This is a genomic window from Sphingobium sp. IP1 (genome assembly GCF_002708645.1).
Taxonomy (GTDB): Bacteria; Pseudomonadota; Alphaproteobacteria; order Sphingomonadales; family Sphingomonadaceae; genus Sphingobium; species Sphingobium yanoikuyae.
This window is the reverse complement of sequence record NZ_NOIW01000001.1, coordinates 53,360-76,638: the sequence shown is the minus strand read 5'-3', so window position 1 is coordinate 76,638 and position 23,279 is coordinate 53,360. Positions and strand designations below refer to the sequence as shown.

The window sequence follows — 23,279 nt, the reverse complement described above, 5'->3', positions numbered from 1 at the left end:
CGGGAAGGATCGCCATGAAGCGCCTTGTCCTGCTGCCGCTGCTGCTGGCCTCGCCCGGCATCGCCCAGATGCCGACGCCCGTGCCGGCGCAGGCTCCGGCCGAACCCGATGCCATCCCGCTCTATCCCGATCTCAAGGCGCCCAAGGGATCGGCCGAAAATTGGGTGCGCTTCGGCGACGACCTCGCCGTGCGCAACGTCACCGTGCCGACCATCACCCCGGTCCTGCCCGATCCGGCGAAGGCCACCGGCGCGGCGGTGATCGTCGCGCCCGGCGGCGCCTTCATGCTGCTGGCGATGGACCATGAGGGCTGGAATGTCGCGCGCTGGCTGGCCGATCATGGCGTCGCCGCCTTCGTCCTCAAATATCGGCTGAACCAGACCCCGGCCGACACGGCCGAGGCATCGGCTTATATGGGCAAGCGCATGGCGGAATCGCTCAGCGATCCCAACGTCCCGCCAACGATCAGCGAACCGCGCGCCACGCTGGACGCGCTCGCCGCGCTGAAGCGGGTGCGGGCGGGCGCCGGCCAATGGGGCATCGATCCCCAGAGGGTCGGCATGATCGGCTTTTCCGCCGGCGCGATGACCGTGATGAACGCCACACTGGAGGGCAAGGGCGCGGATCGCCCGTCCTTCATCGGCTATGTCTATGGCCCGATGCTGGCGCGCAATGTCCCCGCCGACGCGCCGCCGATGTTCGCGGCGATCGCCAATGACGACAGCCTGTTCCCCAATCCCTCCTATGCGCTGGTGGAAAGCTGGCGCCGGGCCCATGTGCCGGTCGAACTGCACGCCTATGAACGCGGCGACCATGGCTTCGGCATGGGCAAGCCGGGCACCACGACCATCGGCCTGCTGCCGCAATTTCTGAGCTGGATGGACATGCGCGGCCTGCTCACGAAGGCGGGACAATGACCGGCGCCGTCTCGATCCGGCGGGAAGCAGCGATCAGCGTCGGTATCAATGGCGCGCTGAGCCTGGCCTTCTTCCTTGCCCTGTTCGGCACCCAGCCGCGTCTGCTGGCCTGGACCGCGCCGGATCGGCTGGCGCTCGATTTCGTGCCGCAGAGCATTGCCGTTGCGCTGATGAGCGCGCTCGTTCCGGCGCTGATCGCGCGCAAACGGGTGGGTGGCGCCCTGCGGCCGATCCTGCTGCGCGCCGCCGGCTTTGCTCTCGCCGGTGCCGCGCTGGGCGGGCTGCTGTCGCTCGCGACCGGTGGCCTGCCGCCGATCGGCTGGGGCGCCGCGCTGGCCATCAAGATCGCCTATGGCGGCGCGCTCGGTGCGCTGGTCGCCAGCCTGGCGCTGCGGCGGATGCTCTCGTCCGCCCCAATCATCTAAATGAGGATCGCCCCGATGACCTTCCGTTACCTGCGTCTCGCCATGCTGCTGGCCGGCACCGTGCTCGCCATGCCGGCCCAGGCCGACGATCTGGCCGACGGCTTCAACAATCCGCCCCAGTCGGCCCGGCCGCGCGTGTGGTGGCATTGGCTGAACGGCAATGTGACCAAGGACGGGATCGACAAGGATCTCGACTGGCTGGCGCGCATCGGCATTGGCGGGGTGCAGAATTTCGACGCCAATCTGCAGACGCCGCAGATCGTCAAGGAACGGCTGGTCTATATGACCGACGGCTGGAAGGACGCCTTCCGCCACGCCGTCCAGACCGCCGATGCCAAGGGGCTGGAATTCGCCATCGCCGCCTCGCCGGGCTGGAGCGAGACCGGCGGCCCCTGGGTCAAGCCGCAGGATGCGATGAAGAAGCTGGTCTGGGCGCAGACGGAGGTCGAGGGCGGGCAGCGGGTCAAGGGCGCCCTGCCCGCCCCGTCCAATGTGACCGGCGCGTTCCAGAGCGCGAAGTTCAGCGATCCGCTGGCGGGCGACGCTGAGATACCGGACCAGCCGCGCGCCTATGGCGAGGCACGGGTGCTGGCCTATCCGATTGCAGCGGCGCCCTTGCCGACGCCGCGCATCCTCGACGCCAATGGCCAGCCGATCGCGGGCGCCGCCGCACTGGGCGACAGCGATCTGGAAAGCGTGGCGCAGATGGCCAAGGGCGATGCGGCGCATCCCGGCACGCTGATCCTCGATTATGGCAAGCCCGTCACAGTGCGATCGGCCAGCCTGTTCGTGCCCCATGCCCGGCCGCCCTTCGGTGACCCCGCCTATCGCCCGACGATCGAGGCGGAGACGGCGCAGGGCTGGCAGCCGCTCGGCCGCTTCTCGCTGACCGAAGTCGCCTCCACCACCAGCTTTGCGCCGGTCACGGCGCAGCGCTTCCGACTGGTCCTGTCGCCCAATGACGCCGCCAAGTCGCCGGGCCTGGGCGATGGCGCGCCCGGCGCGGTGATGATCGACGTGTTCGGCCGTCCGGCCAGCCCGACGCTGGGCATTGGCGACCTGCGCCTGTCGGCCGAGGCGCGGATCGACCAGTTTGAAGCGAAGGCCGGCTATGCCATCGCATCCGATTATAACCGTTTGGATATGGGTCCGGCCGATGCCCCGGCGATCGATCCGGCCAGGGTCATCGACCTGACCGACCGGCTGCGCCCCGACGGCACGCTCGACTGGACCGCGCCCAGGGGCACGCGCTGGCGCATCGTCCGCATGGGCTGGTCGCTGACCGGCAAGACCAACCATCCCGCCACGCCCGAAGCCACCGGGCTGGAGGTCGACAAATATGATGCGGCCGCCGTGCGCCGCTATCTCGAAACCTATCTCGCCATGTATCGCGATGCGGTCGGCGCCGACTGGATCGGCAGGAAGGGCATCAGCGCGCTGCTGACCGACAGTATCGAGGTGGGCGCGTCCAACTGGACGCCGCGCATGGTGGAGGAGTTCAAGGCGCGGCGCGGCTATGATCCCGTCCCCTTCCTGCCGACCCTGACCGGCGCGGTGGTGGGATCGGCCGCGCGCAGCGACGCCTTCCTGCATGATTATCGCCAGACCCTGGCCGATCTGCTGGCCGACGCCCATTATGGCACGGTGGCGCAGGTCGCGCATGAGCATGGCCTGACCGTCTATGGCGAGGCGCTGGAAAATGGCCGGCCAGTGCTGGGCGACGACCTGGCCATGCGCGCGCATACCGATGTGCCGATGGCGGCGATGTGGACCTTCAATCGCGGCAGCGCGCCGCGCCCGACGCTGATCGGCGACATGAAGGGCGCGGCGTCGGTTGCCCATATCTATGGCCAGAATATCGTGTCGGCCGAAAGCATGACGTCGGCCTTCGCGCCCTGGGCCTTTGCCCCGGCGGACCTCAAGCGCGTGATCGACCTGGAATTCGTGTCCGGCGTCAACCGGCCGATCGTCCACACCTCCGTCCACCAGCCGGTGGATGACAAGGTGCCCGGCCTCAGCCTCATGATCTTCGGCCAATATTTCAACCGCCACGAAAGCTGGGCCAATATGGCCAAGCCCTGGGTCGACTATATGGCGCGCACCGGCTTCCTGTTGCAGCAGGGCCGCGACCATGCCGACATCGCCTATTTCTATGGCGAGGATGCGCCGATCACCGCGCTGTTCGAACATGGCGTGCCGGCCGACCTGCCCAAATCCTATGCCTATGACTTCGTGAATGCCGAGATTCTGGCGACCAGGGCGTCGGTGCAGGATGGCGACCTGATCGCCGGCAAGGCGCGCTACAAGGCGCTCTATCTGGGCGGATCGAGCAAGGTGATGACGCTTGCCACGCTGCAGCGCATCGCCGCGCTGGTCGAGGCTGGCGCTACCCTGATCGGCACCGCGCCCGAACGCGCGCCCGGCCTGCAGGATGATCCCGCCGCCTTCCGCGCGCTGGTGGCGAAGCTGTGGAGCGGCCAACCTGTCGGCAAGGGCAAGGTGATCGCCAGCGCCGATGTCGACACCGCGCTTGCCGGCACGGGCACCGGCGCCGATTTCCGCGTGACCGGCAGCGGCGATGCCGGTGCCTATCGCTTCCTCCACCGCGCCCTGCCCGATGGCGACCTTTATTATGTGACCAATGGCAAGGCGCAGGCCGAGCATATCGAAGCGCGCTTCCGCGTCACCGGCCGCCAGCCGGAAATCTGGCGTGCGATCGACGGCAGCGCCGCGCCGCTATCCTATAGGACCGAGGGCAGTGACACGGTCGTCCCGCTCGATGTCGGGCCGGAGGATGCCTTCTTCATCCTGTTCCGCAAGCCGGCGCAGGCGCCCAGCCGGACGATCGCGCCGGCGGCGGTGAAGCCGGTCGCCACCCTGTCGCAGCCCTGGACCGTGCGCTTCCAGCCGGGTCGCGGCGCGCCAGCCGAGATTGCGATGCCGACGCTGACGGCGCTCGACAAGAGCAGCGATCCGGGCGTGCGCTATTTCTCGGGCGAGGCGACCTATGCCAGCAGCTTTGCCCTGCCCAAGGGCGCCAGGCCCGGCGCGCCGCTGTGGATTGATCTGGGCAAGGTCGGCGATGTCGCGGAAGTGCGGGTCAATGGCCAGGTCGCGGGCACAAGCTGGTTCGCGCCCTATCGACTGGACGTCGGCAAGCTGGTGAAGCCCGGCAGCAACGCGATCGAGGTGAAGGTCGCGAACCTGTGGGTCAATCGCCTGATCGGCGACCAGCAGCCCGGCGCACAGAAGATCACCTTCACCGCCGCCCCCACCTATCGCCCCGATGCGCCGCTGCGTCCGTCGGGCCTGATCGGGCCGGTTACGCTGTCGGCGGAACAATAAGCAGGGGTCGCGCGGATGCTCGCTTGAACGCGGGAAAGTCGCCGCCTATCAGGCGGTCATCATGACCGACGATCAGCAGAGCATCCGCGCCATCCTCGACCGGCTGCGCGCGCCGGCGGGCAATCCCGTGGCCCGCGCCCGCTGGCTGGTGGAACGGCAGGTGCCCGAAGCGCGGCGCGGCCCCGGCTGGGACCGGCACTGGCGCGAGCTGGAAGCCTATCTGGACAGCCCGGTCAGCTGGTCGGGCAATCGCGATGCGGACGGGATCGAAGGGTGGGACGATGACGTCTGACCGGCTGATCGACATGATGATCGCGCGGCTGGTGATCGCCCATGGCAAGAGCAAGCATCATTGGCGCAAGGCGATCGGTCCGGTCCGAATCTATAGCCGCGCCACCCATCCCCATTGCAACTGGGCCTTCACGCCGAGCGGCACGGCGGGCGAGATATCGGTAATCGAGACACTGCTCGACGATCTGCACCTGCGCCATCCGCTGATCGATCGCTAACAACAAAGGGCGCGGACGGCCTGTCGCCATCCACGCCCCCTTGCGCCCCCGAAGGGATCGGAATCAGCCGGCGAGCTGCGTTTCCAGTTCGCCCAGCACGCGATAGCAGTCGAACACCTTGGCGACCGAGCTGTTGGGTTCGCGCCCCTCGCGGATCGCGCTGATGAACTCACGGTCCTGCAACTCGATGCCATTGTTCGAGATGGCGACGCCGGCAAGGTCGATCGGCTCTTCCTTGCCGTTCACCAGATCGTCGTAGCGCGCGATATAGGTGTCGGTATCGCCGATATAGCGGAAGAAGGTGCCAAGCGGCCCGTCATTGTTGAAGCTCAGCGACAGGGTGCAGATGGCGCCGGTCTCGCTCTTCAATTGGATCGACATGTCCATGGCGATGCCCAGTTCCGGATGAATCGGCCCCTGCATCGCGTGAGCGGCGACGATCTTGCCCGCCTGATAGGCGAACAGGTCGACCGTATGCGCGGCATGATGCCACAGAAGATGGTCGGTCCACGACCGCGGCTCGCCCTTGGCATTGATGTTCTTGCGGCGGAAGAAATAGGTCTGCACGTCCATCTGCTGGACGTTGAATTCGCCCGCCTGGATGCGGTTGTGGACGAACTGGTGCGACGGGTTGAAGCGGCGGGTATGGCCGACCATGCAGACAAGGCCGGTTTCCTGCTGCTTGGCGAGCACCGCCTGCGCATCGGCCCAGCTGTCGGCGAGCGGGATTTCCACCTCGACATGCTTGCCCGCATTCATGCAGGCGATCGCCTGTTCCGCGTGCATCTGGGTCGGCGTACACAGGATCACCGCGTCGACATCGTCGCGCGCCAGCGTCTCGTTGAGGTCGGTGGTCACATGGCCGATGCCATATTTCTCGGCGACCTTCTTCGTCGCCTCCAGTTCGCGGCCGATGATCGAGGTGACGGTGACGCCGTCGATATTCTTGAGGCCATCAAGATGCTTTTCGCCAAAGGCGCCGGCACCGGCGAGGGCAATACGCATGGAATTTTCTCCATCTAAAGCCCCTCCCTGGAAGGGAGGGTTGAATAGAGACACCTGTCTCTATTCAAGGGTGGGTGCCTCCGAAGGAGGCTCGCTACGCTCGCACCCACCCCCGGCCCCTCCCTGGAAGGGAGGGGACGCAGGAGTGCGAACCGAAATTCAGTCCGTCGGTTCGAGCACCAGGTGCCCGACCGCGGTGTTGGAAGCGGGAACATGATAATGGCGGTGCAACGGCCGGACCTTGTCGCCCAGCGCCCCGCGCATGATCAGCCACATGACCATCTCGATCCCTTCGGACCCGGTCTCGCGCAGATATTCGATATGCTCGATCGCACGCAGCGCCTCGCCATCGTCGCTCTGGCTCATCAGGTCGAGGAAGCGGTTATCCCACTCGGCATTGATGAGACCGGCACGCGGGCCCTGAAGCTGGTGGCTCATGCCGCCCGTGCCCCAGATCTGCACGTTGAGATCCTCGGGGAAGCTTTCGACCGCGCGGGCGATCGCCTCGCCCAGCCGCCAGCAGCGATTGCCCGACGGCGGCGGATAGGTGACGACATTGACCGCGACCGGGATCACCCGGCACGGCCAGGCGTCGGGCTGGCCGAACATCAGGCTCAACGGCACGGTCAGGCCATGGTCGACATCCATCTCGTTGATGATGGTCATGTCGAATTCGTCGAGGATCAGGCTCTGGGCGATGTGCCAGGCGAGGTCCGGCTCGCCGATCACGTCGGGCACCGGGCGCGGCCCCCAGCCCTCGTCGGCCGGCTTGTAGCGTTCGCCACAGCCGATCGCGAAGGTCGGGATGATCTTCATGTCGAAGGCGGAGGCATGGTCATTATAGACCAGGATCACGACATCGGGCTTTTCCTGCGCGATCCATTGCCGCGACCAGTCATAACCGGCGAACAAGGGCTGCCAGTAAGGTTCGGCGGTCTTCTTGAGGTCCATGGCAGCGCCGATGGCGGGCACATGGCTGGTGGCGACGCCGGCAGTGATGCGGGCCATCAGCGTTTCTCCTTGATGGAGCGGACGCCCTGAGGCGAGCGGCCGCCGGCGATCATCATCGCCTGATAATCTTCCGGGCTCATCCCGGTCATGGTGCCGACCGCCTGCAGGAAGCTGAGGCCGTCGGTCGAGAAGACCTTGGCGAGGAAATAGATGTTCCCGCCCAGGTCCAGGCAGCGATTATAGTCGCGGTCGAGGATCGCCTGCTTCTGCGCCTCGGTCATCGGCCATTCGTCGATATAGGCGCGCTCGCCGGCCAGCCAGCGGACGCGGTTTTCCGCCTTCATCAGGCTCATCGCGAACTGGTTCATCCAATAGCCCTGACGCGCCCGCGCCGCCGTATAGACGCGGGTGCCGGGGATATCGTCGAACTCGGCGAGATATTCGTGGATATCGATGCTCATCTCATCCTCTCTTGGCATCCATCCCCCGGCCCTTCCTTCCAACAAAGAACCGGGGGATGAACGCGCCCCTCCGCGGGGATAGGGTTACAGGCTGCGGTTACAGGCCGCGCGCCTTCAATTGTGCGTCGAGCCGGGGGAAGACCCGGCGGGCATTGCCCTCGAAGATCGCGGCACGCTCGCCCTCGCTGATGTGCAGCGCATCGACATAGCGCTTGGTATCGTCGAAATAATGGCCGGTGGTGGGATCGATGCCGCGTACCGCACCGACCATTTCCGACCCGAACAGGATATTCTTGTTGTCGATCACGTCGGCCAGCAGGTCGACGCCGGGCTGATGATAGACGCAGGTGTCGAAGAAGATGTTGTTCATCAGATGGGTCGACAGGTCGGGCTTCTTCAGCATGTCGGCCAGACCGCGATAACGGCCCCAATGATAGGGCACCGCGCCGCCGCCATGCGGGATGATGAACTTGAGGGTCGGGAAGTCCCTGAACAGGTCGCCCTCCAGCAGCTGCATGAAGGCGATGGTGTCGGCCGCGATATAATAGCCGCCGGTCGCATGCATCGCCGGATTGCAGCTGCCCGACACATGGATCATCGCCGGCACGTCCAGCTCGACCATCTTCTCGTAGAAGGGATACCAGTAACGGTCGGTCAGCGGCGGATGCTGGAAATGACCGCCGCCCGGATCGGGATTGAGGTTGCAGCCGATAAAGCCCATGTCGACGCAGCGTTCCAGCTCGGCAATGCTGTTGGCCATGTCCGCCTTGGGCGACTGGGGCAGCATGCACACGCCGACGAAGGTTTCGGGGAACAGGCCGACGACGCGCGCAATCAGGTCGTTGCAGCGCATCGCCCACTCCTTCGCCACCGCCGCGTCACCGACATGGGGGGCCATGGCCGAAGCGCGCGGCGAGAAGATGGTGAGGTCGGCGCCGCGTTCCTTGATCAGGCGCAACTGGTTCGCCTCGATCGTCTCGCGGATTTCGGCGTCGCTGATGTCGGGATAGGCGGGGGCAGGCACGCCTGCCTTGAACGCCGCCTTCTGCTCCTCGCGCCAGGCGTCATGCCCCTTGGGCAGCACGGTATAATGGCCGTGGCAGTCGATAATCATGGTCATGCCGCGTCGGCCTTTCCTGTCTGTTCTGCTCTTGCTTGGATGATGCTGTCGATCTTGGCGCCCAGCCCTTCGGGCGGCGCCTTGAGGCCGAGCGTGCCGATCGCCTGCTGGCGCTCGACCGTGCCGCGCGTCATCGCGGAACCGGTGCCAAGGCCATCGAGCGTCTTGACCACCTCCGCCATCTCGGCCGCGCGGCGCAGCCCGTGGACCATCATCCGGTCGAGATTATAGTCGGCGCGGATATCCCAGGGACGCGGCTTCTCGCTGGCGTCGAGCGATCCGATCACCTCGTCCAGCACGCCCGCCGCATCGGCCGCCAGCATGCATTCGGCGGTCAGCGCCTCCAGCCCCTTGACCATCACCGACCGGATCATCTTGATCGCCGACGCCCGGCCGACGGCCTCGCCGACGACGCGGATATTGGTGAAGCCCAGCCGGGCGAGCCCTGCCCGCGCCGCATCGGCATGGGCGCCGCTGACCAGCAACGGCACGTTCAGCCGGGCCGGATCGACCGGCGCCATGACCGCGACATCGACATAATGGCCACCGGCCGCCTCGATCGCGCGGGCCGCCGCCTGCTTGGTCTGGGGCGCGACGCTGTTGAGATCGCAATAAAGGACGCCGGGCGCGATATGAGCGGCGGCGGCCTGCGCCACGGCCAGCGCCTGGTCGGCGGTGACGAGCGACAGAATGAAGGTGACGGGCGCGACGGCATCGGCCAGCGTCGGCACGGCCCGGACGCCGGCCCTGGCACAGCGTGCCAGCATCGCATCGCGGGTGGCGCCGGCATCCGTCTGGATATCATAGACGCGGGCCGCGTCGATCCAGTCCCCCGCCATCGCAAAGGTGGCCCCTGCCTCGCCAAATCCGATCAGACCGATTTCCTGCTCCATGGCGGGTTGGATGACGGATCATGTCTGATGCCGCCAATCGAATCCGCTGGACCAGTATAAGATTTTACGAATTCATATGTGCCGCAGCCTGATCGATCGCGGCCATGAACTGCTGCTGCAACCGGGTCGGGCGCCAGTCGGCCCGCGTCGTGAGGCCGATGGTCCGGCTGATCGCACCGGGTGCCGGACCGATATCGATCAGCAGCCCCGCCTCCAGCTCCAGCGCCAGTTGATCGTGCGACAGCAAGGTCAGATACTCGCCGCCGACCAGCAATTGCCGGATCGTCATCACCGATCCGCATTCGATCGGCACCGCCGGCAGATCGCCGCCGAGCGCCGCAAACATCGCCTGCCACAATTGCCGCAGCGGCGTTCCCTCCGGCGGCAATATCCAGGGATAGCGGCGCAGCGCATCGGCGTCCCAGCCCGCCGCCAGCGCATGGCCGCGCCGCGCCAGGATGGTCGGTCGATCCTCGAACAGGGGCCGCTGCGCCAGGTCCAGCGCCATGGCGGGATCGCGCAGCGCACCGACCATCATGTCGATTTCGCCATCGCGCAGCGGGCCGACCAGTTCGGCATGCGATCCTTCATGCACGCTGATGTCAACCAGCGGGAAATCGGTGCGGAACCGGGCGATCGCATCCGGGATCAGGCGCGCGCGCGACAGCGGCATGGCGCCAACCAGGATGCGCCCGCCCTCCTGCCCGCGCAGGTCGGCCAGATCCTCCAGCCCCTGCCGCAATTCCGCCAGCGCCAGCCGCAGCCGCTGCGCCAGCACCGTCCCGGCCCTGGTCAGCATCACGCCGCGCCCGCGCCGGTCGACCAGCCTTTGCCCCAGCGCCAGCCCCAGATCGCCGACCGCGCGATGCAGCGAGGGTTCGGCCACGCCGGTTGCCACCGCCGCCGCGGCATAGCTGCCGCCGCGCGCCAGCGCGACGAAGGCGCGCACCTGCGCCGCCGTCACCCGATTGCTGCCGATTAGCCGCAGCGCCGCATCGATCCGCGGTTTCAGCCGCTCCGCCGGCTCCAGCGCGATCATGCCGCCGGGCTGGCGCGCGAACAGTGGCAGGCCCAGTTGCGCCTCCAGCTTGGCGATCCCCTGGGTCACCGCCGGCTGGGTCAGGTTGACCGCGCGCGCCGCCAGGCTGACGCTGCCAAGCTCCACCACGGCCGCCATCGCGGCCAGATGTCGGATATTGAACTGGTCGGGGTTCATGTCCAACACTTAGCAAAAATTTATGCACTGGTTCCAGTTCGGATTTGAGCATCGCGCTGCACCTGTCCACATCGCTGTCAACTTATGCGCTAGGAGAAGGCTTGATGTCCGGCATTGTCGTCCAGAATATCGAACGGGCGGACCTCGCCGTCATCGATGGCCTCGCCAAGGCGGGCGTCGCCACCGTCCATGAAGCCCAGGGCCGCAAGGGCCTGCTCGCCCCCTATATGCGCCCCATCTATCCGGGCGCCCGCATCGCCGGCAGCGCGGTGACGATCTCCGCCCCGCCGGGCGACAACTGGATGGTCCATGTCGCGATCGAACAGCTGAAGGAAGGCGACATTTTACTGCTCGCCCCGACCAGCCCCTGCACCGACGGCTATTTCGGCGACCTGCTCGCCACCTCCGCCCAGGCACGCGGCTGCCGTGGCCTCATCATCGACGCGGGCGTCCGCGACGTGCGCGACCTCAAGCAAATGAACTTCCCGGTCTGGTCCAGGGCGGTCCACGCCCAGGGCACGATCAAGAGCACGCTGGGATCGGTCAATATCCCGGTCGTGTGCGCCAATGCGCTGGTCAATCCGGGCGACGTGATCATCGCCGACGATGATGGCGTGTGCATCGTGCCGCGCGCCGACGCCGCCGCCGTGCTGGAAAAAGCGCAGGCTCGCGAAGCCGCCGAGGAAGCCAAGCGCGTGCGCCTGGCCGCCGGCGAGCTGGGCCTCGACATCTATAATATGCGCCCGCGCCTGCAGGAAATGGGCCTCAAATATGTGTGACGCGCTTTCCCCCACCCCGTTCGGTTCGAGCCTGTCGAGAACCCTGCGCCCCGTTCTCGACAGGCTCGAACCGAACGGAGGCAGGGCATGACGTCGGCCAGAGTCATGTGGATGCGCGGCGGCACGTCCAAGGGCGGCTATTTCCTTTCGGAAGACCTGCCCGCCGACAGCGCCGCGCGCGACGCCTTCCTGCTGCGGGTCATGGGGTCGCCCGATCCGCGCCAGATCGATGGCATGGGCGGCGCCGATCCGCTGACCAGCAAGGTTGCGGTCGTCAGGAAATCCGATCGGGAGGGCGTCGATGTCGACTATCTCTTCCTCCAAGTCTTCGTCGATCAGGCGATCGTCAGCGATGCGCAGAATTGCGGCAATATCCTGGCCGGGATCGGCCCCTTCGCGATCGAGCGTGGCCTCGTCGCCGCGCAGGACGGCGAGACCCGCGTCGCCATCTTCATGGAAAATACCGGGCAGATCGCGATCGCCACGGTGCAGACGCCCGGCGGCAAGGTCCGCTATGATGGCGAGGCCAGGATCGACGGCGTGCCCGGCAGCGCCGCGCCGGTCCCGCTGGAATTTCGCGACACCGCCGGCTCCTCCTGCGGCGCGCTGCTGCCGACCGGCAATGCCTTTGACGAGGTGGAGGGCGTGCGCGTCACCCTGATCGACAATGGCATGCCCTGCGTCGTCATGAAGGCGCAGGATGTCGGCATCACCGGCTATGAGGACCGCGACACGCTGGATAAGGATGTTGCGCTCAAGGCCCGGATCGAGGCGATCCGCCTTGCCGTCGGCGAGCGGATGAACCTGGGCGACGTCAGGGAAAAGTCGGTACCCAAGATGATGCTGGTCGCCCCGCCCCGCGATGGCGGCGCGGTCACGGTGCGCAGTTTCATCCCGCATCGCGCCCATGCCTCGATCGGCGTGCTCGGCGCGGTCAGCGTCGCCACCGCCTGCCTGATCGAGGGATCGCCCGCGGCCGAAGTTGCCTCTATCCCGACGGGCAATCGCAAGACGCTGTCGGTCGAGCATCCCACCGGCGAGACGACCTGTGTCATGGAACTGGACGAGAGTGGCGCGGTGATCAGCGCCGCCATGCTGCGCACCGCGCGCAAGCTGATGGATGGAGAGATTTTCGCATGACCGCCCCTGAACCTGGCCGCATCATCAGCTGGCACGGCAATCCGTCCAAGCCGCTTTACACGCCGCCGGCCGGCGCGATCGACGCCCATTGCCATGTGTTCGGCCCGATGGCGCAATTTCCCTTCAGCGCGAAGGCGAAATATCTGCCCGAGGATGCCGGCCCGGACATGTTGTTCGCGCTGCGCGATCATCTGGGCTTCGCCCGCAACGTCATCGTCCAGGCAAGCTGCCACGGCACAGACAATGCCGCGACGCTGGACGCCATCGCCAGGTCGAACGGGAAGGCGCGCGGCGTTGCCGTGGTCGATCCGGCCATTTCGGAGGCCGATCTCGCTGCCCTGCATGAGGGCGGGATGCGCGGCATCCGCTTCAATTTCCTCAAGCGCCTGGTCGATGACGCGCCCAAGGACAAGTTCCTCGACGTGGCCAAGCGCCTGCCCAAGGGCTGGCATGTCGTCATCTATTTCGAGGCCGACATATTGGAGGAACTGCGCCCCTTCATGGACGCGATTCCGGTGCCGCTGGTGATCGATCATATGGGCCGCCCGGATGTGACCCAGGGGCCTGATGGCGCCGACATGAAGGCGTTCCGCGCCTTCCTCGACAGCCGTGACGACATCTGGTTCAAGGCGACCTGTCCGGATCGGCTCGATCCGACAGGTGATCCGTGGAACGCCTTTGCCGAAGCCGTTGCGCCGCTGGTCGCCGACTATCAGGACCGCGTGTTGTGGGGCACCGACTGGCCGCACCCGAACATGCAGGATGCGGTCCCCGATGACGGCCATCTGGTCGACATGATCCCGCGCATCGCCCCGACGGTGGAATTGCAGCGCAAGCTGCTGATCGACAACCCCATGCGGCTCTACTGGCCCGAGGAATTATAAGGCCACAGCCGGTTTCCAACCAGCGCACGGCCGCTCCGTCTGGGGCGGCCGGTTGCATTTGCGCAACATGCCTTTCGCAAATGCAAGTCAACAGAATTGCGAACGAATATCAATATCGCTATGGGCGCCCCATAAACGAGTCACGGGGGATCCCATATGAAGAAGTTCATCGCATTGAGCGGCGCGGCCCTGATCGCGCTGTGCCATGGCACCGCCTGGTCGGCAGAGGCGGCCGCTGCGGACGCCCCCCGCACCGACGAAGACAGCATCGTCGTCACCGCCGCGACCACCGGGTCCAAGACCGACACCGCGCTGGTCGAACTGCCCCAGCCGATCAAGGTGATCACGTCCGAACAATATCTGTCGCAGGGTGCGATCAGCATCAGCGACACGGTGAAATATGCCGCCGGCGTGCTGGCCAATCCCTATGGCCGCGATACCCGCGTCGATGGCTTCAATGTGCGTGGCCTGGACGCGCTGCAGTTCCGCGACGGCATGCGCGACATCTTCAGCTATTATGCATCGATCACCTCGGACCCCTATAATTTCTCGCGCGTGGAAATCCTGCGCGGCCCGGCATCGGTGCTGTTTGGCCAGGGATCGATCGGCGGCCTGGTCAACCTGGTCAGCAAGACGCCCGATTTCACCACCCGCGGCGAACTCAACCTCGTCTATGGCAGCTATGACCGCAAGGAAGCGATGGGCGACGTCAATGTCGCGCTCGCCGACAATCTGGCGGTGCGCTTCGTCGGCCGCGTCCGCGACGCCGACACCTATGTCGACCATGTCCCCGACGACCGCGTGATGTTCGCGCCCTCGATCCGCTGGCAGCCGACCCCGGATACCGACATCGTGCTGACCGGCCTCTATCAGGAGGATGATACCGGTTCGACGTCGCAGTTCCTGCCGATCGTCGGCACCTTCATGCCCAACAATGTCGCGGGCGAGCAGCTGGATCGCTACACCTTCGTCGGCAAGGCCGGCTGGGATCGCTATGATGGCCTGTCGCTGCAGGGTGGCGGCTCGATCACCCACCGCTTCTCCGACAATGTGAAGCTCAGCCTCAAGGCGCGCTATATCGACAGCGACCTCGAATATAACACCCATTATGCCGACAGCTATACCAACCCGCAGGATCCCTTCTCGGTCTATGGCACCGACGGGCGCACCATCGCGCTGACGGCCGACGCCAGCGACGCGCGGATGAACGTCTTTTCGACCGACAACAACGTCCAGTTCAATTTCAACACCGGCGCCAATATCGAGCACAAGCTGCTGGTCGGCATCGACTATAGCTGGAACAAGGTGTCCAAGCGTTATGCCGGCGGCTATGAACTGGTCGACCTTTACGACATCGATTATGATGCGCTGGCGACCTATGATCCGACTGGCCCCTTCACCAGCGACAGCCAGAAGCAGCTGGGCGTCTATGTCCAGGACCAGATCCGCTTCTATGACCGGGTATCGGTCGTGCTGGGCGCCCGCCGCGACCGCGTGACCGGTTCTTCGGGCCAGAAGGACAATGCCACCACCTTCCGCGCCGGCATCATCGGCGAAATCGGCGCCGGCATCTCGCCCTTCTTCAGCTACACCGAAAGCTTCCTGCCGGTCGCCGGCCGGATCGACAATGGCGATGGCAGCTATGGCGATGCCTACAAGCCGCAGACCGGCACCCAATATGAAGCCGGCGTGAAGTGACAGCCCGCCCCCAGCACCCTGGTCACCGCCACCGTGTTCAAGATCAAGGAGCGCAACCGCGTCCTCTATCTCGCAGCTGGCGGCACCGAGCAGTCGGGCGTGCTCAACACCAAGGGCTTCGAGATCGAGGCGAGCCACACCCTGCCCGGCAATTTCGAACTGCTGGCCAATTATGGCTATTCGAAGCTGAAGTCGGAAACCAACACCAGCCTCGACTATATGCCGCGCCACACCGCGTCGCTCTGGTCCACCAAGACCTTCGGCCTGGCCGACGAGGCGCAGCTGCGCCTGGGCGGCGGCGTCGTCTATAGCGGCAAGAGCGTGTCGACCAGCGCAATCTGGTCGATCGTCACGCCGTCGCGCACCACCGTCGACGCGCTGGCGGAAATCACCTGGCAGGACTGGCGCTTCGCGCTCAATGCGACCAACCTGCTCAACAAGAAATTCTACGCGTCCTGTCTGGCGCGTGGCGACTGCTTCATGGGCGCGCCGCGCAACGTCATGGGCACGGTCGGCTTCCGTTTCTGAGGAGAGAGACTATGCTGAAATGGACTAGTGCGCTGCTGGCGATCGCCTGCCTGCCCGCAATGGCGCAGGCGCATGAAGTGTGGGTCGAACGGGACGGCGCCGGCCCGGCGCGCATCTATCTGGGCGAACCGGGCGATCCGCTGCCCGAGGGTGGCGATCCCGAGTTCGAGAAACTGAAGGCGCCCAAGCTGGTGCCCGCATCCTCTGCCGCGCAGGTGCGCAAGGCCGGCTATATCGAGGTCGCCGTGCCCGCCGGCGACGTGCGCGTGATCGACGACAGCGTGTTCGATCCCTGGGGCGAAGAAGGCAAGAAGGAAGGCGTGATCTATTATGCGCGCGCCGGCCGCAGCGAGGCCAAGGCCGGGATGCCGCTGGAAATCGTGCCGACCGCTGCGGGCGCCAGCAGCTTCACGCTGATCCGCGACGGCAAGCCGCTTGCCGGGGTCAAGGTGACCGCGATCTCGCCCGACAAATGGTCGAAGGGCTTCGTCACCGACGCCCAGGGCCGCGTGACCCTGCCGATCAAGGAAAAGGGCCGCTACATCCTGACTGCGACGCAGGAGGAAAAGGGCGACCTCAGCCTGCGCGGCGCCAAGGTGGCGACGCTCTACAACATCGCCACGCTGACCTTCGTCAATAACTGACACTGGAGCGGCGCGGGCCATCGACCCGCGCCGCCGCCTCATGCGGCGAGCGCCGCCAGATCCGCGTCCAGCGCATCGAGCGCCGCATCGGTGAACTGCGACGGGGCAAAGGGCTGTATCGCGCGGAGCGTCATACCCCTTGCCATCGCAATGCGCTGGTCATCCGCCACGCCCGGAAAATAGCGATCGAGCAGGCTGCGAGTCTGTGGATCGGCCAGCAGCACGCCGATCTTCGTGCGAGCCGTCGACAGCATTTCATCCTGTGGTTCCACCTGCGCTTGCGGCGCCTGCCCCGCAACGGGGAAGCTGCCCGCCTCACCCCGATCGGCCAATGCGGCGGCCGATGGCGTCAGGATCAGGTGCAGGTCGGCCAGCCCGCGAATGATGAAGCTCGGCTCGAAATGCAGGTCGCGGGCACCGGGCGGGCCATGGCGGGCCGGGTCGAGTTCGATCGCGCTGCTATGCTCCAGAAACTTCTCCAGGATGATCCGCACCTCGACACGGGCGAGCGGCGCGCCGGCGCAGACATGCTTGCCCCGGCCGAAGGCGACATGCTCGCGAATGCGGGGGCGATCCAGTTGCAGGTCCGCAGGCGCGTCCCAGCGCGCAGGATCGCGATTGGCCGCCGCCAGCGCCAGCAATATACAGGTGCCCGCCGGCACCGCCCGATCGCCGATCCGGGTATCGCGCCGCGCGACCCGCGCCGTCTGCTTGCTCGAGCCCTCGATCCGCAGCACTTCCTCGATCAAGGCCGGGATCAGCGCCGGGTCGGCGCGCAACTGGTCCTGAAGCCCCGGCTGATCGACAATATGGCGCATGGCGTTGCCCAGCAGCTTGGCGCTGGTGTCCTGCCCGGCGCCGAACAGGAAGGTGGCGAGATTGACGATCTCCGCCACGCTGGGCGTCGTCCCGTCGGCATATTTGGCCAGCGCCAGTTCGGTCAATATATCCTCGCGCGGATGACGCCGCCGATCCTCGACATAGGCGGCAAAATAGGAGCCCATGACGATCAGCGGGTGCCCCTCCCCCGCATAGTCATTGTCCGCCGCGTCCAGGCTGCCGGGCGGCGGCGCGGCATCGATCACGTCCATGAAGCGCTGGCGATCCTCCGCCGGCACGCCCAGCAGGTCGGCGATCACCAGCGTGACGAAGGGGGTGGCGATGTCCCGGATCAGTTCGGTCCGCCCCCGCGCCACCGCCCGGCGCACCAGATGGTCCGAATAGTCCGATATGAAACGCTCATTCGCCTTCAGGCGGGACGGGGTAAACAGCCGGTTGACCAGCCCGCGCAGCATGGTGTGGGGCATGTCGTCCAGCCCGACCAGCATCGTGCCACCAGGAAAATCGGGACGATGCGCCTCAAGCTGCGCGCTGATGTCGCTGCCCTGCGGCACGAAGGGCAAGGGGGCCGCCGCCCCCTGCAGCGCGTTGACGGCGGAAAAATCCTGGGCATTGGCGAGGACTTCGAGCGTTTCCTCAAAGCCCGTGACAATCAGATAGTCGCGCCCCGGCGGCTGATAGACCGGGCCATGTGCCCGGACCGCCTCGAAAAAGGCATAGGGATCCTGCAATATGCCGCGATCGGTGAAATAATCGCGCGCCTCCAGTTCCACCACCATCATCTCTCTCCCATGCTGCCATCACGCGCGCAGGAGCGATCGCGCAACCACATATGATACACAGTAGATCATATGCGGTTGCGGTCAAGTCAGGGATGTCAGGCCGCCGTGCCCTTGAGGAAGCGGATCATGGAAGAGAAATCCTTGGCCCCGGCGCCGGTGTTGACGAGCGCCTGATAGAGCGATTCCGCCGCCGCGCCCATCGGCACGCTGGCGTCTGCGCCATGGGCAGCCTCCACCGCAAGCTTCAGATCCTTGAGCATCAGCGCATTGGCGAAACCGCCCTCATAATCGCGGTCGGCCGGCGTTTCCGGGCCGACGCCGGGCACCGGGCAATAGCTGGTCATCGACCAGCTCTGCCCCGACGCCTTGGACGAGATGTCGAAGAAGGTCTGGAGATCGAGACCCAGCTTTTCGGCGAGGGCGAAGGCTTCGCAGGTGGCGACCATGGTGGCGCCCAGCAGCATATTGTTGACGATCTTCGCCGCCTGCCCCGCACCCGCCGCGCCGGCATGGATCACCGCCTTGCCCATCGCCTGCAAGATCGGTTCGGCGCGGGCGAAGGCGGCATCCTCGCCACCGACCATGAAGGTCAAGGTGCCGCCATTGGCCGCGGCGATGCCGCCCGACACCGGCGCATCGACCATGGCGAGGCCATGCTCGGCCGCCTGTTCGATGACGGCGCGGGCGGAGGCGACGTCGATAGTCGAACAGTCGATCAGCAGCGTGTCCGGCCCGACCGCATCCAGCAATTGCTCGCCATAGACGGCGCGGACATGCTTGCCGGCAGGCAACATGGTGACAACGATGCTGACATCTTTAACCGCTTCCATCGCCGATGCCGCGCGGGTGCATCCGGCCGCTTCGGCGCGGGCCAGCGCGGCTTCGGACAGATCGAAGGCGGTGACGACATGGCCCGCCTTCACCAGATTGGCGGCCATGCCGCCGCCCATATTGCCAAGGCCGATGAAGCCGATGCTGCTCATGTCCATCCTCTCCTTTTATTCTATCAGAACCTGTCTGGAAAATGCGCGGAAGAGCGCATTTTCGATGCGGCACCAGCCCGCACCCCCACCCGACCGCCCAGACATGGTACCCTGATGGGTGGTCGGGTGGGGGTGCGGGCTGGTGCGGATGCGCCAACGGCGCATTTCCAAATACATTCTCAGGCGTCGACCGCCGCCTGGGGCAGCGGGGTCCAGCGCTCGCCTTCGGGTAGCGGCGCGAAGATCGCGTCGACCAGCTGGTCGGTCACCGCCTCCACCGTCGGCGGATTCCAGCGCGGCTGGTTGTCCTTGTCGACGATCAGCGCACGCACGCCTTCGACAATGTCCGGCCGCGCGATGATGCGGCAGGCGAGATCATATTCCATCGCCATATTGTCGACGAAGCGGGTCAGGCGGCTGGCCTGCGCCAGTTGCCGCAGCGCGACCTTCATCGTCTGGGGGGACTTGGTTTCGAGCGCGGTCAGCTGGGCCTGCGCCCAGTCCGATCCGTCGGCGCGCAGCGCAGCATAAATATCCTCCAGCCGGTCGCTGGCGAACAGCCGATCAATGTCCGGCAGGCGGGCGGCGAAATGGCTGTCGGGCGGCGTAGCGGCAAAGCGCGCCAGCACGGCGCCGATATCGAACGGGTCGGCGATGATCGCGGCCTTCGCCTCCTCCAGCCGGTCGCTCGGCAGATAGTCGGTGGCAAGGCCGAGCGCGATCGCGTCCGCCCCGTCGATCCGCGCGCCGGTGACGGCGAGATAGCGGCCCGACCGGCCCGGCAAGCGCGAGAGATACCAGCCGCCGCCGACATCGGGGAACAGGCCGATGCCGGTTTCCGGCATGGCATAGACGGTGCGTTCGGTCGCGACCCGATAGCGCGCTGGCTGGGCGATGCCGACGCCGCCGCCCATGGTGATGCCGTCCATGAAGGCGATCACCGGTTTCCCATAGGTGAAGAGCAGATGATTGAGGCGATATTCGGTCGCGAAGAAATCGCGCGCGGCGAGATTGTCGCCAGCCGCGCTTTCCGCGATCAGGCGGATGTCGCCGCCGGCGCAGAAGCCGCGCCCTTCGGCATGATCGATCATCACCGCGCGGATCGACACATCATCCTGCCAGGCGAGCAGCGCGTCGGTCATGGTTGCGCACATGGCGCGGGTCAGCGCATGGATCGCCTTGGGCCGATTCAACCGCAGGCGGCCGACGCCGCCCTCCACCGCAATCAGAACATCGTCGGTCATGGTCATCCCCTTCAGGCCTTGAGCAGTTCGCGGGCGGTGATCATGCGCATGATCTCGTTCGTGCCCTCCAGGATGCGGTGGACCCGCAGATCGCGCCAGATGCGCTCGACCGGATAGTCCATCAGATAGCCATAGCCGCCATGCAGTTGCAGCGCGCGGTCGGCCACGGCCGATCCGGTGTCGGTCGCGAAACGCTTGGCCATGGCGGCGAATTTGGTCTTGTCCGGCGCGCCCTCGCTCACCTTGGCGGCGGCAAGATAGAGCAGCGCGCGCGCGGCCTGAAGCTCGGTCTCCATGTCGGCCAGGGTGAACTGCGTATTCTGGAAATCGGCGATGGCGCGGTCGAACTGCCGCCGTTCGCGGGTGTAGCCGACCGCCTCGTCCAGCGCGCGCTGGGCACCACCGAGCGAGCAGGCGCCGATATTGAGACGGCCCCCATCAAGCCCGGCCATGGCGATGGCAAAGCCCTGCCCTTCCGCCCCCACGCGGTTGGCGACCGGCACACGGACGCCGTCGAAATTGACCTGGGCGGTGGGCTGCGAATGCCAGCCGAGCTTGCGCTCCTGCGCGCCGAAGCTGACGCCTTCCATGTCCTTTTCGATCACCAGGCAACTGATGCCCTTGGGGCCATCCTCGCCGGTGCGGACCATCACGACATAGATGTCATTTTCGCCGCCGCCCGAAATGAACGCCTTGGAACCGGTGACGACATAATGGTCGCCGTCCCGCACCGCGCGGGTGCGCAGCGACGCCGCATCGGAACCGGCGGAAGGTTCGGTCAGGCAGTAGGAGGCGATCGTCTCGCAGGTGACGAGCGACGGGAGATAGCGCTGTTTCACCGCATCGTCGCCGAAGCGGTCGATCATCCAGGCGGCCATATTGTGGATCGAGATGAAGGCCGAGGTGGAGGGGCAGCCATAGGCCATCGCCTCCATGATGAGCGCGGATTCAAGCCGACCAAGACCGATGCCGCCGCTGTCTTCCGACACATAGATGGCGCCAAAGCCCAGTTCGGCGGCCTGGCGGATGGTGTCGCGGGGGAAATGATGATCCTCGTCCCACTTGGCCGCATGGGGCGTGATCGCATCGGCGGTGAAGCGCTGCGCCAGTTCCTGCACGGCGCGCTGCTCGTCGGTGAGGTCGAACTGGGTCATGGGGTTTGTCTCATTCTTTCAACTTGTCATGCCGGACTTGGTCCGGCACCCATTAGCGCGACGGGGATATGCAGCGTCAACCTGCCGCGTCCTGTCCGGGGAGGCATCATCGCCTCCCCGCTCCTCTTCACCCCATGGTCGGGATGACGAAGGCGCTGTCGCCAGTCGCGCCGCCGTCGGGCCAGCGCTGGGTGACGGTCTTCACCTTGGTGAAGAATTTCACCCCTTCCATGCCATGCTGGTTGGTGTCGCCAAAGGCGCTGCGCTTCCAGCCGCCGAACGTGTGATAGGCGACCGGCACCGGGATCGGCACGTTGATGCCGACCATGCCGACATTGACCCGCGCGGCAAATTCGCGGGCAGCATGGCCGTTGCGGGTGAAGATGGCGACGCCATTGCCATATTGGTGGTCGCTCGGCAGGCGCAGCGCGTCCTCGAAGCTGTCGGCGCGCACCATCTGGAGCACGGGGCCAAAAATCTCCTCCTGATAGCTGCGCATCTGCGGCGTCACCCGGTCGAACAGGGTCGGGCCGACGAAGAAGCCCTGTTCATGGCCCTGCAGCGTGAAGCCGCGGCCGTCGACCACCAGTTCGGCGCCTTCATCGACGCCCATCTGGATATAGCTCTCGATCTTCGCCTTGTGCGCGGCGGTGACGACCGGGCCATAATGGGCGTCGGCATCGGTCGAGACGCCGACCCGCAGCGCGTCGATCGCCGGGATCAGCTTCTCGCGCAACGCGATCGCCGTCGCTTCGCCCACCGGCACCACCACCGGCAGCGCCATGCAGCGCTCGCCGGCCGAACCGAAGGCTGCGCCGGCAAGGTCATTCACCACCTGGTCGAGATCAGCGTCGGGCATGACGATGCCATGATTCTTGGCGCCACCCATCGCCTGGACGCGCTTGCCCGCCTCGACGCCGCGGCGATAGACATAATGGGCGATGTCGGAGGAGCCGACGAAGCTGACCGCCCGGATCTCCGGATGATCCAGGATCGCATCGACCATTTCCTTGTCGCCATGGACGACCTGCAACACGCCGTCGGGCAAGCCGGCCTCCCGCATCAGTTCGGCTAGGCGCACGGGGACGCTGGGGTCGCGTTCGCTGGGCTTGAGGATGAAGGCATTGCCGCAGGCGATGGCGACGCCGAACATCCACATCGGGATCATCGCCGGGAAATTGAACGGGGTGATGCCGGCGACCACGCCGAGCGGCTGGCGCATCGAATAGACGTCGATGCCGGGGCCGGCGCCCTGGGTATATTCGCCCTTGAGCACATGAGGGATGCCACAGGCGAACTCGATCACCTCCAGCCCGCGCTGGATATCGCCCTTTGAATCGGCGATCACCTTGCCATGTTCGGAACTGAGCAGATGGGCGAGTTCGTCCATATTCTGTTCGACCAGCGTCTTGAAGGCGAACATGACGCGGGCGCGGCGCTGCGGATTGGTCGCGGCCCAGGCCGGCTGGGCGGCAAGCGCGGCGGCCATGGCAGCGTCAAGGTCGGCCTGGGTGCCGAGGCGCAGCTGCGCCTGCACGGTGCCATTATTGGGGTCGAAGACGTCGCTGGTGCGGCCGCCATCACCTGCCGAATGACCGCTGATGACATGATCGATGATACGCATGGCTCATCCTCTCCAATATGCTTTGGAGCGCGCTGCGATCACTCTGACGCAAGTCGCGCGCTCCAACTTCTTTTGTCGCATCGCTTGAAGCGGAAAACCGGTTCCCACTTTTCCGCACGATGCTTTCACCCTGCCTT

The 23,279-nt window shown here is 66.0% G+C and carries 20 protein-coding genes and 1 pseudogene; 10 read left to right on the top strand and 11 right to left on the bottom strand.

Features of this window, described 5'->3' with window-relative positions:
• The first annotated feature begins 14 nt into the window (after positions 1-14).
• From CG471_RS00375 to CG471_RS00355, 5 genes are all read left to right on the top strand, one after another.
• The gene (locus CG471_RS00375) at positions 15-917 is read left to right on the top strand and encodes an alpha/beta hydrolase (RefSeq protein ID WP_099229796.1); all 903 of its coding nucleotides are present in this window, start codon (positions 15-17) and stop codon (positions 915-917) included.
• Positions 914-1,342, top strand: coding sequence for a hypothetical protein (locus CG471_RS00370; protein ID WP_099229794.1), 429 nt, complete (start codon positions 914-916; stop codon positions 1,340-1,342). The genes CG471_RS00375 and CG471_RS00370 overlap by 4 nt, the downstream gene beginning before the upstream one ends.
• A 15-nt stretch (positions 1,343-1,357) precedes the next feature.
• Entirely contained in the window at positions 1,358-4,687 is a 3,330-nt protein-coding gene (locus CG471_RS00365; RefSeq protein WP_099229792.1) for a glycosyl hydrolase, read from the top strand.
• 61 nt (positions 4,688-4,748) lie between these two features.
• The gene (locus CG471_RS00360; RefSeq protein WP_004208426.1) at positions 4,749-4,979 is read left to right on the top strand and encodes a hypothetical protein; all 231 of its coding nucleotides are present in this window, start codon (positions 4,749-4,751) and stop codon (positions 4,977-4,979) included.
• Positions 4,969-5,196 carry a hypothetical protein gene (locus tag CG471_RS00355; RefSeq protein WP_010338905.1) on the top strand — a complete coding sequence of 76 codons (228 nt, stop codon included), beginning with the start codon at positions 4,969-4,971 and terminating at the stop codon, positions 5,194-5,196. The genes CG471_RS00360 and CG471_RS00355 overlap by 11 nt, the downstream gene beginning before the upstream one ends.
• 63 nt (positions 5,197-5,259) lie before the next feature.
• On the opposite strand, the gene CG471_RS00350 is transcribed toward CG471_RS00355, so the two are convergent.
• From CG471_RS00350 to CG471_RS00325, 6 genes are all read right to left on the bottom strand, one after another.
• Complete coding sequence (locus CG471_RS00350; protein WP_097384488.1) at positions 5,260-6,201, bottom strand: Gfo/Idh/MocA family oxidoreductase; 942 nt, start codon at positions 6,199-6,201, stop codon at positions 5,260-5,262.
• A 159-nt stretch (positions 6,202-6,360) separates the two neighbouring features.
• Entirely contained in the window at positions 6,361-7,209 is an 849-nt protein-coding gene (locus tag CG471_RS00345; protein ID WP_099229790.1) for a class III extradiol dioxygenase subunit beta, read from the bottom strand.
• The gene (gene ligA / locus CG471_RS00340) at positions 7,209-7,613 is read right to left on the bottom strand and encodes a protocatechuate 4,5-dioxygenase subunit alpha (RefSeq protein WP_004208430.1); all 405 of its coding nucleotides are present in this window, start codon (positions 7,611-7,613) and stop codon (positions 7,209-7,211) included. Before ligA ends, CG471_RS00345 begins: the two co-directional genes overlap by 1 nt.
• A 97-nt stretch (positions 7,614-7,710) precedes the next feature.
• Complete coding sequence (locus tag CG471_RS00335; RefSeq protein ID WP_099229788.1) at positions 7,711-8,733, bottom strand: amidohydrolase family protein; 1,023 nt, start codon at positions 8,731-8,733, stop codon at positions 7,711-7,713.
• Positions 8,730-9,626: an NAD(P)-dependent oxidoreductase gene (locus CG471_RS00330; RefSeq protein WP_099229786.1), complete on the bottom strand. Its 897-nt coding sequence runs from the start codon at positions 9,624-9,626 to the stop codon at positions 8,730-8,732. Before CG471_RS00330 ends, CG471_RS00335 begins: the two co-directional genes overlap by 4 nt.
• A gap of 64 nt (positions 9,627-9,690) precedes the next feature.
• Positions 9,691-10,842 (bottom strand): LysR substrate-binding domain-containing protein, encoded by a 1,152-nt coding sequence (locus CG471_RS00325; protein ID WP_099229784.1) that lies wholly within the window; start codon positions 10,840-10,842, stop codon positions 9,691-9,693.
• Positions 10,843-10,946: 104 nt separating this feature from the next.
• Here CG471_RS00325 and ligK point away from each other — a divergent pair, with 104 nt between their 5' ends.
• From ligK to CG471_RS00300, 5 genes and pseudogenes are all read left to right on the top strand, one after another.
• Positions 10,947-11,621, top strand: coding sequence for a 4-carboxy-4-hydroxy-2-oxoadipate aldolase/oxaloacetate decarboxylase (gene ligK / locus CG471_RS00320; RefSeq protein ID WP_099229918.1), 675 nt, complete (start codon positions 10,947-10,949; stop codon positions 11,619-11,621).
• Positions 11,622-11,708: 87 nt separating this feature from the next.
• Entirely contained in the window at positions 11,709-12,761 is a 1,053-nt protein-coding gene (locus CG471_RS00315; protein ID WP_099229782.1) for a 4-oxalomesaconate tautomerase, read from the top strand.
• Positions 12,758-13,645, top strand: a complete 888-nt coding sequence (locus CG471_RS00310) for an amidohydrolase family protein (protein WP_099229780.1) — start codon at positions 12,758-12,760, stop codon at positions 13,643-13,645. Before CG471_RS00315 ends, CG471_RS00310 begins: the two co-directional genes overlap by 4 nt.
• A 156-nt stretch (positions 13,646-13,801) precedes the next feature.
• Positions 13,802-15,871 (top strand): annotated as a pseudogene (locus CG471_RS00305) (TonB-dependent siderophore receptor).
• Positions 15,872-15,882: 11 nt separating this feature from the next.
• Positions 15,883-16,515, top strand: coding sequence for a DUF4198 domain-containing protein (locus tag CG471_RS00300; protein WP_099229778.1), 633 nt, complete (start codon positions 15,883-15,885; stop codon positions 16,513-16,515).
• Between the two features lie 38 nt (positions 16,516-16,553).
• On the opposite strand, the gene CG471_RS00295 is transcribed toward CG471_RS00300, so the two are convergent.
• The 5 genes from CG471_RS00295 to CG471_RS00275 form a co-directional block, all read right to left on the bottom strand.
• Positions 16,554-18,134, bottom strand: a complete 1,581-nt coding sequence (locus CG471_RS00295; protein ID WP_180275582.1) for a cytochrome P450 — start codon at positions 18,132-18,134, stop codon at positions 16,554-16,556.
• A gap of 98 nt (positions 18,135-18,232) precedes the next feature.
• Complete coding sequence (gene mmsB / locus CG471_RS00290) at positions 18,233-19,120, bottom strand: 3-hydroxyisobutyrate dehydrogenase (RefSeq protein ID WP_099229916.1); 888 nt, start codon at positions 19,118-19,120, stop codon at positions 18,233-18,235.
• Between the two features lie 179 nt (positions 19,121-19,299).
• The gene (locus CG471_RS00285) at positions 19,300-20,364 is read right to left on the bottom strand and encodes an enoyl-CoA hydratase/isomerase family protein (protein WP_180275578.1); all 1,065 of its coding nucleotides are present in this window, start codon (positions 20,362-20,364) and stop codon (positions 19,300-19,302) included.
• 11 nt (positions 20,365-20,375) lie between these two features.
• The gene (locus tag CG471_RS00280) at positions 20,376-21,518 is read right to left on the bottom strand and encodes an acyl-CoA dehydrogenase family protein (protein WP_099229772.1); all 1,143 of its coding nucleotides are present in this window, start codon (positions 21,516-21,518) and stop codon (positions 20,376-20,378) included.
• A gap of 127 nt (positions 21,519-21,645) precedes the next feature.
• Entirely contained in the window at positions 21,646-23,142 is a 1,497-nt protein-coding gene (locus CG471_RS00275; protein ID WP_099229770.1) for a CoA-acylating methylmalonate-semialdehyde dehydrogenase, read from the bottom strand.
• Positions 23,143-23,279 lie beyond the last annotated feature (137 nt).

Excerpts from the sequence above, each read along its gene's own strand:
- ligK (WP_099229918.1), top strand. The coding sequence starts at position 10,947 with ATGTCCGGCATTGTCGTCCAGAATATCGAACGGGCGGACCTCGCCGTC.
- CG471_RS00285 (WP_180275578.1), bottom strand. The coding sequence starts at position 20,364 with ATGACCGACGATGTTCTGATTGCGGTGGAGGGCGGCGTCGGCCGCCTG.
- CG471_RS00370 (WP_099229794.1), top strand. The coding sequence starts at position 914 with ATGACCGGCGCCGTCTCGATCCGGCGGGAAGCAGCGATCAGCGTCGGT.
- CG471_RS00365 (WP_099229792.1), top strand. The coding sequence starts at position 1,358 with ATGACCTTCCGTTACCTGCGTCTCGCCATGCTGCTGGCCGGCACCGTG.
- CG471_RS00350 (WP_097384488.1), bottom strand. The coding sequence starts at position 6,201 with ATGCGTATTGCCCTCGCCGGTGCCGGCGCCTTTGGCGAAAAGCATCTT.
- CG471_RS00315 (WP_099229782.1), top strand. The coding sequence starts at position 11,709 with ATGACGTCGGCCAGAGTCATGTGGATGCGCGGCGGCACGTCCAAGGGC.
- CG471_RS00375 (WP_099229796.1), top strand. The coding sequence starts at position 15 with ATGAAGCGCCTTGTCCTGCTGCCGCTGCTGCTGGCCTCGCCCGGCATC.
- mmsB (WP_099229916.1), bottom strand. The coding sequence starts at position 19,120 with ATGAGCAGCATCGGCTTCATCGGCCTTGGCAATATGGGCGGCGGCATG.
- CG471_RS00330 (WP_099229786.1), bottom strand. The coding sequence starts at position 9,626 with ATGGAGCAGGAAATCGGTCTGATCGGATTTGGCGAGGCAGGGGCCACC.
- CG471_RS00295 (WP_180275582.1), bottom strand. The coding sequence starts at position 18,134 with ATGGTGGTGGAACTGGAGGCGCGCGATTATTTCACCGATCGCGGCATA.
- CG471_RS00310 (WP_099229780.1), top strand. The coding sequence starts at position 12,758 with ATGACCGCCCCTGAACCTGGCCGCATCATCAGCTGGCACGGCAATCCG.
- CG471_RS00360 (WP_004208426.1), top strand. The coding sequence starts at position 4,749 with ATGACCGACGATCAGCAGAGCATCCGCGCCATCCTCGACCGGCTGCGC.
- ligA (WP_004208430.1), bottom strand. The coding sequence starts at position 7,613 with ATGAGCATCGATATCCACGAATATCTCGCCGAGTTCGACGATATCCCC.
- CG471_RS00325 (WP_099229784.1), bottom strand. The coding sequence starts at position 10,842 with ATGAACCCCGACCAGTTCAATATCCGACATCTGGCCGCGATGGCGGCC.
- CG471_RS00275 (WP_099229770.1), bottom strand. The coding sequence starts at position 23,142 with ATGCGTATCATCGATCATGTCATCAGCGGTCATTCGGCAGGTGATGGC.
- CG471_RS00280 (WP_099229772.1), bottom strand. The coding sequence starts at position 21,518 with ATGACCCAGTTCGACCTCACCGACGAGCAGCGCGCCGTGCAGGAACTG.
- CG471_RS00300 (WP_099229778.1), top strand. The coding sequence starts at position 15,883 with ATGCTGAAATGGACTAGTGCGCTGCTGGCGATCGCCTGCCTGCCCGCA.
- CG471_RS00355 (WP_010338905.1), top strand. The coding sequence starts at position 4,969 with ATGACGTCTGACCGGCTGATCGACATGATGATCGCGCGGCTGGTGATC.
- CG471_RS00345 (WP_099229790.1), bottom strand. The coding sequence starts at position 7,209 with ATGGCCCGCATCACTGCCGGCGTCGCCACCAGCCATGTGCCCGCCATC.
- CG471_RS00335 (WP_099229788.1), bottom strand. The coding sequence starts at position 8,733 with ATGACCATGATTATCGACTGCCACGGCCATTATACCGTGCTGCCCAAG.